The organism is Streptomyces sp. NPDC051976, assembly GCF_040680795.1.
GTDB lineage: Bacteria > Actinomycetota > Actinomycetes > Streptomycetales > Streptomycetaceae > Actinacidiphila.
In genome coordinates this window covers 1-6077 of sequence record NZ_JBFAXL010000131.1, presented here as the reverse complement: position 1 = coordinate 6077, position 6077 = coordinate 1, and the positions used below count along the sequence as shown (strand labels likewise).

Annotated in this window: 7 protein-coding genes; 6 read left to right on the top strand and 1 reads right to left on the bottom strand. The window is 70.9% G+C overall.

Annotated features, from left to right (window positions below; all coding sequences use genetic code 11):
- From AB0M29_RS44875 to AB0M29_RS44860, 4 genes are all read left to right on the top strand, one after another.
- Positions 1 to 496: aldehyde dehydrogenase family protein (locus AB0M29_RS44875; RefSeq protein WP_365393582.1), on the top strand; the 496-nt coding region annotated here is incomplete at its 5' end.
- Between the two features lie 205 nt (positions 497 to 701).
- Positions 702 to 1007 carry a DUF6412 domain-containing protein gene (locus AB0M29_RS44870; protein WP_365393580.1) on the top strand — a complete coding sequence of 102 codons (306 nt, stop codon included), beginning with the start codon at positions 702 to 704 and terminating at the stop codon, positions 1005 to 1007.
- Positions 1008 to 1106: 99 nt separating this feature from the next.
- On the top strand, positions 1107 to 2051 hold the full coding sequence (locus tag AB0M29_RS44865) for a YidC/Oxa1 family membrane protein insertase (protein ID WP_365393579.1): 945 nt from the start codon (positions 1107 to 1109) through the stop codon (positions 2049 to 2051).
- Positions 2052 to 2194: 143 nt separating this feature from the next.
- On the top strand, positions 2195 to 2626 hold the full coding sequence (locus AB0M29_RS44860; RefSeq protein WP_365393584.1) for a dihydrofolate reductase family protein: 432 nt from the start codon (positions 2195 to 2197) through the stop codon (positions 2624 to 2626).
- Positions 2627 to 3205: 579 nt separating this feature from the next.
- Here AB0M29_RS44860 and AB0M29_RS44855 read toward each other — a convergent pair.
- A complete protein-coding gene (locus AB0M29_RS44855) occupies positions 3206 to 3850 on the bottom strand; it encodes a dihydrofolate reductase family protein (RefSeq protein ID WP_365393577.1) in 645 nt (214 codons plus the stop codon).
- Positions 3851 to 4126: 276 nt separating this feature from the next.
- On the opposite strand from AB0M29_RS44855, the gene AB0M29_RS44850 reads away from it, so the two are divergent.
- A complete protein-coding gene (locus AB0M29_RS44850; protein ID WP_365393575.1) occupies positions 4127 to 4912 on the top strand; it encodes a methyltransferase domain-containing protein in 786 nt (261 codons plus the stop codon).
- Between the two features lie 166 nt (positions 4913 to 5078).
- A complete protein-coding gene (locus AB0M29_RS44845) occupies positions 5079 to 5615 on the top strand; it encodes a GNAT family N-acetyltransferase (protein ID WP_365393573.1) in 537 nt (178 codons plus the stop codon).
- The last annotated feature ends 462 nt before the right edge of the window (positions 5616 to 6077 follow it).

Below are 6077 nucleotides of genomic sequence, written 5' to 3'. Positions count from 1 at the left end.
GACCGGCCGCCCCGACGACGAGGACGTGCTCTTCGGCCCGCTGAACAACGCCAACCAGCTCGCCCAGGTCACCGGCTTCATCGAGCGCCTGCCCGCACACGCCAAGGTCGAGACCGGCGGCCACCGGGTCGGCGAGGAGGGCTACTTCTACGCCCCCACCGTCGTCTCCGGCCTGCTCCAGGACGACGAGATCATCCAGAACGAGGTCTTCGGCCCGGTCATCACCGTGCAGTCCTTCACCGACGAGGAGCAGGCGGTCGCCTACGCCAACGGCGTCGACTACGCGCTGGCGTCCTCGGTGTGGACCAAGGACCACGGCCGCGCGATGCGGATGTCCAAGCGGCTCGACTTCGGCTGCGTGTGGATCAACACCCACGCCCCGCTGGTCGCCGAGATGCCGCACGGCGGCTTCAAGCGCTCGGGCTACGGCAAGGACCTGTCGGGCTACGGCTTCGAGGACTACACGCGCATCAAGCACGTCATGACCGCCCTGTAGGACGCGGCTGTTGGGTTTCCCGGCACCGAGTCGGCCGCGCTGGGTTGCAGGTGGGAGCGGGCGTAGCGAAGCCACTTGGCTTCGGAGGTGAAGCCCGGCATGGCCGCCCGTCCCCGGCGGCACGGAGGGCAAGTTACGCACCCGTCCGCGGGCGGCTACTCTTGAGCGGAAGCCGACCAGGACGATGCACGGGGAGGGGGAGCGGATGTACCGCATCGCCGATGCCTGGCGCCGCTACACCCCTGCGCTCCTCTTCCTGCTCGCCGGACTCCTGCTGGCCCAGACCGGTCTGACTCAGGCTCTGACGGCCGCCGCGACCACCGCCGCAGTGCTGCTGCTGTGCAGCGCGTTCCTCACCGCCGTATGCGCCGCCCCCGTACCACCGGGCCGGATCCGCACCGCCATCCGCGACCGCGAGCGCCGTACAGCATTCCTGCCACAGCGCGATCCCGACGCGGCCGGCTGCGCGCGCCCCCGAGCACCAGGCCGTCCCCTCCCGACGGCCGCGTAGACGCCTCGGGCACCTCTTTCTGCTCATCGCGTCCACGCCGCTCGTCACGCCGACATCCGTATGTCTTCCGGCACGACGAGACCCGTGGAGGGTTCCACCATGTCCGTTTTCGGCATTCTCGGCGATGGGCTGGCGCGCGGCGCCGACGCCATCACGCCACTCTTCGGCACCGCGGCGACGGCCGCCGCCATCGTCCTTTTCACCCTCGCCGTGCGCGCCGCGCTGCACCCGCTTGCCCGTGCCGCGGCCCGCGGCGAGAAGGCGCGCGCCGCGCTCGCCCCGCAGATCGCCGCGCTCCAGCGCAAGCACAAGGGCAACCCGGAGCGGCTGCAGAAGGCGATGGCCGACCTGTACGCCAAGACCGGCGCCTCGCCGCTGGCCGGCTGTCTTCCGACACTGCTCCAACTGCCTGTCTTCTTCGTGATGTACCACCTGTTCTCCACCGGGGGCGGCGCCCTGCTCGACCACACGCTGCTGGGTGCGCCGCTTGGCGGCCACTGGAGCGAGGCGCTCGCCGACGGCGGGGCCTTCGGGCCGCACGGCCTGGTCTATCTCGGGCTGTTCGCCCTGATCGCCGCAGTCGCCACCTGGAACTTCCGCCGGGCACGAGCCGCTACGCCCGCCGCCCCGAAGCCGGTTGCGGGCGGCGGGTCCGCCCTGCCCGGCCTGGGCGGGATAGCGAAGGTGATGCCGCTGCTGTCGTTCGCCACGCTGATCACCGTGGCCGTGGTGCCGCTTGCGGCCGGGTTGTACATGGTGACGACGACCACCTGGACGGCGGCCGAGCGGGCAATGCTGCACCGGAAGGGGGACCGGACGCGGGACGGCGGCGAGGAGACGAAGCACGAGAGGGCGAAGGCGAAGGCGGAGCCGGTGGCACAGGCAGCCACACCCCAGGACACCCCGACGCCCCGGAAGCGGCGCGCCCCTAAGACCCGTGCCGCTCGGCAGGCGGCACGGGCCAGGTCCAGCGCCCGGCGGGCAGGCAACGGCACGTCCCCTGGGGGCGCGCCCCCGCAGCAGACCACTACTACCCGTCAGTAACGGTCCACTCCCAGAACGGGGTCTTGCGGACTGGACCCCGTTCTGGGGCGATCGACCACATCACTTGTGGCCGTGCGGCCGGCCCGCAAGGGTGAGCGGGAACGGCCTGGCGCCTCGCCGTTCACGCCGTTGAGGACCGGGCCATCTTGGAACAGGTGGTCAGTGACTGGGGCGCGGTGGTGATGGGCCGTACGTCCTTTGAGAAGAACGAGGGGGAGGGCGGCTGGGGCCGGCGTGGCCCGATGGGCGATGTGCCGTGTTTCGTGGTTACCCATCAGGCACCGACCAGGTCGTACCCGCCGGTGTTCACCTTCGTCACCGACGGGGTGGTCAGCGCGATCGAGCAGGCCAAGAAGGCGGCGGGCGACAAGGTCGTCGGGCTGCACGGCGCCACCGTCATGCAGCAGGCCCTCCCGCTCGGCCTGGTCGACGAGATCCGCGTGCATGTGGTCCCGGTCCTGGTCGGCGGTGGTACGCCGTTGTTCGGCGTGCTCGACTCCTCGATCACCCTGGAACGTACCCGGGTGGTGGCGACCCCGGCGGCGACTCACCTGTCCTACCGCGTCCTTCGCTGACCGCGGCGGGGCGATGGTGCAGCTGGAGGGAGCCCGCGAAGGCGCGTGCCTGGACCGGGCTGGACCCGGTTCTGGGTGCGCGCGGTGGATCGCCGCGAATCCAGCCGCAGCCGGTCGGACACGCCGTCCGGACGCCGATTGGTCGTGCGGCGCGGACGGCGCGGCGGTCGAGCGGTTCCGTCCGTGTCCGTCTGGTCGCCGACTCGACAGCTGGCACCGCCGCATCGCCTTGGCCATGGCCGCCCACGCCTGCCTGACCGTCCTGCGCACCGGCGGTGCGCAGGCATTTCGAGACGGTGCTCGGGGGGCGAGCCCGAGGTGGTGATCCTGGTCGCCGAGGCGGCGGGCGAGGTAGTGGGCATGGTGGAGGTTGTTCCGCTGGCGGATCCTCCGGACCATCAGATCCTGATTTGGCGTGCGGAGCCAGATCGTCAGTCGCGACCTGGCTCAGCAACTGGTGCACGGCGACGATCACCTTGGCCGGGCTGGACCTTATCGGGACGCGGACCTCCCTGACCAACCGCGGCTTCCACCAGCTCGGAGTAACCGCGATCCGTCGCTGCGGCGTGGCTCGCGGCGCTACTGCCGGGTGAAGGTCAGATGGGTGACGCCGCTGGGTGTCGTCACCGACTCGACATGGAACCGCTGCTCCAGCCCTTCCAACCCGTCCCACAGCCGCTCACCGCGGCCCAGAACGATCGGGACGAGGGCGACATGGAGGTGGTCGACCAGGTCCTCCTCGAGGAACTGCCTGACCGTGGCCGGGCCCCCGCCGATCCGCACATCGAGGCCGCCCGCGGCTTCGCGGGCCTGCCGCAGTGCCTCCTGTGGCGAGGCGTCGATGAAGTGGAAGACCGTGCCACCCTCCAACTCCAGGGATGGGCGCGGGTGGTGCGTCAGCACGAACACCGGAGTGTGGAACGGCGGGTTGTCTCCCCACCAGCCCTTCCACTCCTCGTCGGTCCACGGCCCGCGCTGCGGTCCGAACTTGTTGCGGCCCATGATCTCCGCGCCGACCCCAGGACCCCAGGTCCAGGCAAGGGCGTCGTCGACACCGCTGCCGCCGCCGGACTGGCCCTGCATCTCATTGAAGGCACGGGTCTGAAAGAACCACTCGACCAGACGAGTCCCGGCATGCCCGAACGGGGCCTCCAGCCCCTGCCCCTCCCCGGCGGCGAAACCGTCCAGCGACACGCTGAAGTTGTGCACTCGAACACGCGACATGACACTCACCTTCCTCACCCGGACTCCATGGCCAAACCGAGCCTAAACGCGCCCACTGACATCCAGCGCCACGCCACGGCGCGGCGCCCGGCCCCCGCACGTTGGGCCGGACGTCCCTGAACTGTCCTCTGTTGCGATGGTGCGGTCGGCGAGGTCCCGGTTCGATGTCGGCCGGCGGCCGCGGGTGGGAGGCGGGGCGGCGCCGTCGAAGCGGGCAATTCCGCCATCACGGAAATGGGGTTGCCTCGCGCGGGACGGTCTTTCCATGATCGGTGCATGGTGACCTTCGAACCGAGCGTGCTCGCGTACTACTCCCAGGGCAACGAGGATGCGCGGCTGCGCGAGGGGGAAGGACGGCTGGAGTTCTGGCGCACGCAGGACGTGCTGCGGAGGGCTCTGCCTGCGAAACCCGCGCGCATACTTGACGTGGGCGGCGGGAGCGGGGTGCACGCCGAGTGGTTGGTCGCGGACGGCCATGACGTCGAAGTCGTCGACCCGGTGCCGTTGCATGTCGAGCAGGCGGCCCAGGTAGGCGGGGTGACCGCGCGGCTCGGCGACGCGCGCGAACTGCCTTACGGGGACGGGGAGTGGGATGTCGTGCTGCTGCTCGGCCCGCTGTACCACCTGCCGCACCGGGCGGACCGGATCCGCGCGCTGAGCGAGGCGCGGCGGGTCGCCCGGCCCGGAGCCCTGGTCGCCGCGGCGCAGATCAGCCGGTACGCCGGGCTGCACGACCTGCTCAGGACGGGCCGCTACTTCGAGCCCGGACGTCCGGAACGCACCGCGCAGGTCTTGAAGACGGGCCACCTGCCCGCCGGGGGCCTGTTCACAGACGCCTACTTCCACGACCCCGCGGAGATCGCCGACGAGTTCGCCGATGCCGGGCTCCACGATGCGGTGCCGCACGGGCTGGAGGGTGCCGCGTGGCTGATGGGCGAGACAGGCGCCTACCTGGACGACCCCGAGCGTCGGCAGCGGCTCCTGGACGCGCTGCGGTCCGTGGAGACCGCGCCGTCAGTGCTGGGAGCCAGCGGCCACATCCTCACCACCGCGCACGCCTGACCCGAAGCCAGGCCGTCGCTGCCGTCGACCGACGCCAGCGCCTCGCCCTCGCTCAAGCTCGGGTCGCGGCACAGGACTCCGGCGGTCGGCCTCACGCCGGTCTCGCTCCCGGTGCTTGGTTCGTCGATCACTTGGCCGTTCCGCGCAGAGAGATCATCATGGGGGGATGTCCGACAACCAGTCCTCTGCAGCACCGGCTGTGGTGCGGCTCCCCGAATACACGAAGGCGGACCAGGACGAGATCCTCGGTCACGGCGACGACCCCTTCGGCGTCTCCGCGGCCGGTTTGACCTGGCTGCCCAAAAAGGACCACTTCGGCATCAGGCACGGTGACCGGCTGGTGGCACACGCGGGCCTTCTACGGCTGCCTGTTGCGATCGGCGAGGCCGAGACAGAGGTGGTGGGCGTCGGGGGAGTGGCCGTCGCACCCGACATGCAGGGCCAGGGACTGGCCCGGCGCGTGGTCGCAGCGGCACTTGATCACGCGCGCACGATGGGTCCTCAGCATGCGCTCCTCTTCTGTCGGCCTCCCCTCGAGCCGCTCTACCAGCGCCTTGGATGGAACCCCCTCACCAAGGACGTACTCGTCGAACAACCCGGAAACCGCCTGGTCACCATGCCCCTGCGGACCATGGTGACACCCCTGCGCGACAACGCACGCTGGCCTTCGGAGCCAGTGCGTCTGTTCTCCCTCCCGATGTGACAAGCCCTCGCGAGGACCGCCCACAACGGCCAATGCGGCTTTCCCGCCTCGGTCCCTGGACATCGCCCGCCCGCTGAGAAGCGCAGGACCGGGTCGCAGGCCGTCATGGCCAGACCCGCGCAGACCCACCTGACGCCCGACCTCCGGCAAGCTGGCCGTCCCTGCCTGGCTGGTGAATGTCGGCAGGCGGCGCTGAGATGGCCGCGCGGGGCAGTCCGATGCCCCTCGAAGGCGCGGCCCGCCGACTGCGCGGGTGCTCGGGCCTCGGCCCGGCACGACATCACCATGGCGGCGCCCCGGTCACGCACACGTGACCGGGGGGCCCCCCGGGCCAGGGGGGGGGGGGCCCGGGCCGGGGGGGTTTTTTGGGTCCCGTTTTTGTTTTTTTTTTGTTGTTGGGTTTTTGGGGGGGGGGGGGGGGCTTTTTTGTTGGGGGGGGGGGGTGGGGTGCCGGGGCGCCCT

Excerpts from the sequence above, each read along its gene's own strand:
- AB0M29_RS44870 (WP_365393580.1), top strand. The coding sequence starts at position 702 with ATGTACCGCATCGCCGATGCCTGGCGCCGCTACACCCCTGCGCTCCTC.
- AB0M29_RS44865 (WP_365393579.1), top strand. The coding sequence starts at position 1,107 with ATGTCCGTTTTCGGCATTCTCGGCGATGGGCTGGCGCGCGGCGCCGAC.
- AB0M29_RS44855 (WP_365393577.1), bottom strand. The coding sequence starts at position 3,850 with ATGTCGCGTGTTCGAGTGCACAACTTCAGCGTGTCGCTGGACGGTTTC.
- AB0M29_RS44850 (WP_365393575.1), top strand. The coding sequence starts at position 4,127 with ATGGTGACCTTCGAACCGAGCGTGCTCGCGTACTACTCCCAGGGCAAC.
- AB0M29_RS44845 (WP_365393573.1), top strand. The coding sequence starts at position 5,079 with ATGTCCGACAACCAGTCCTCTGCAGCACCGGCTGTGGTGCGGCTCCCC.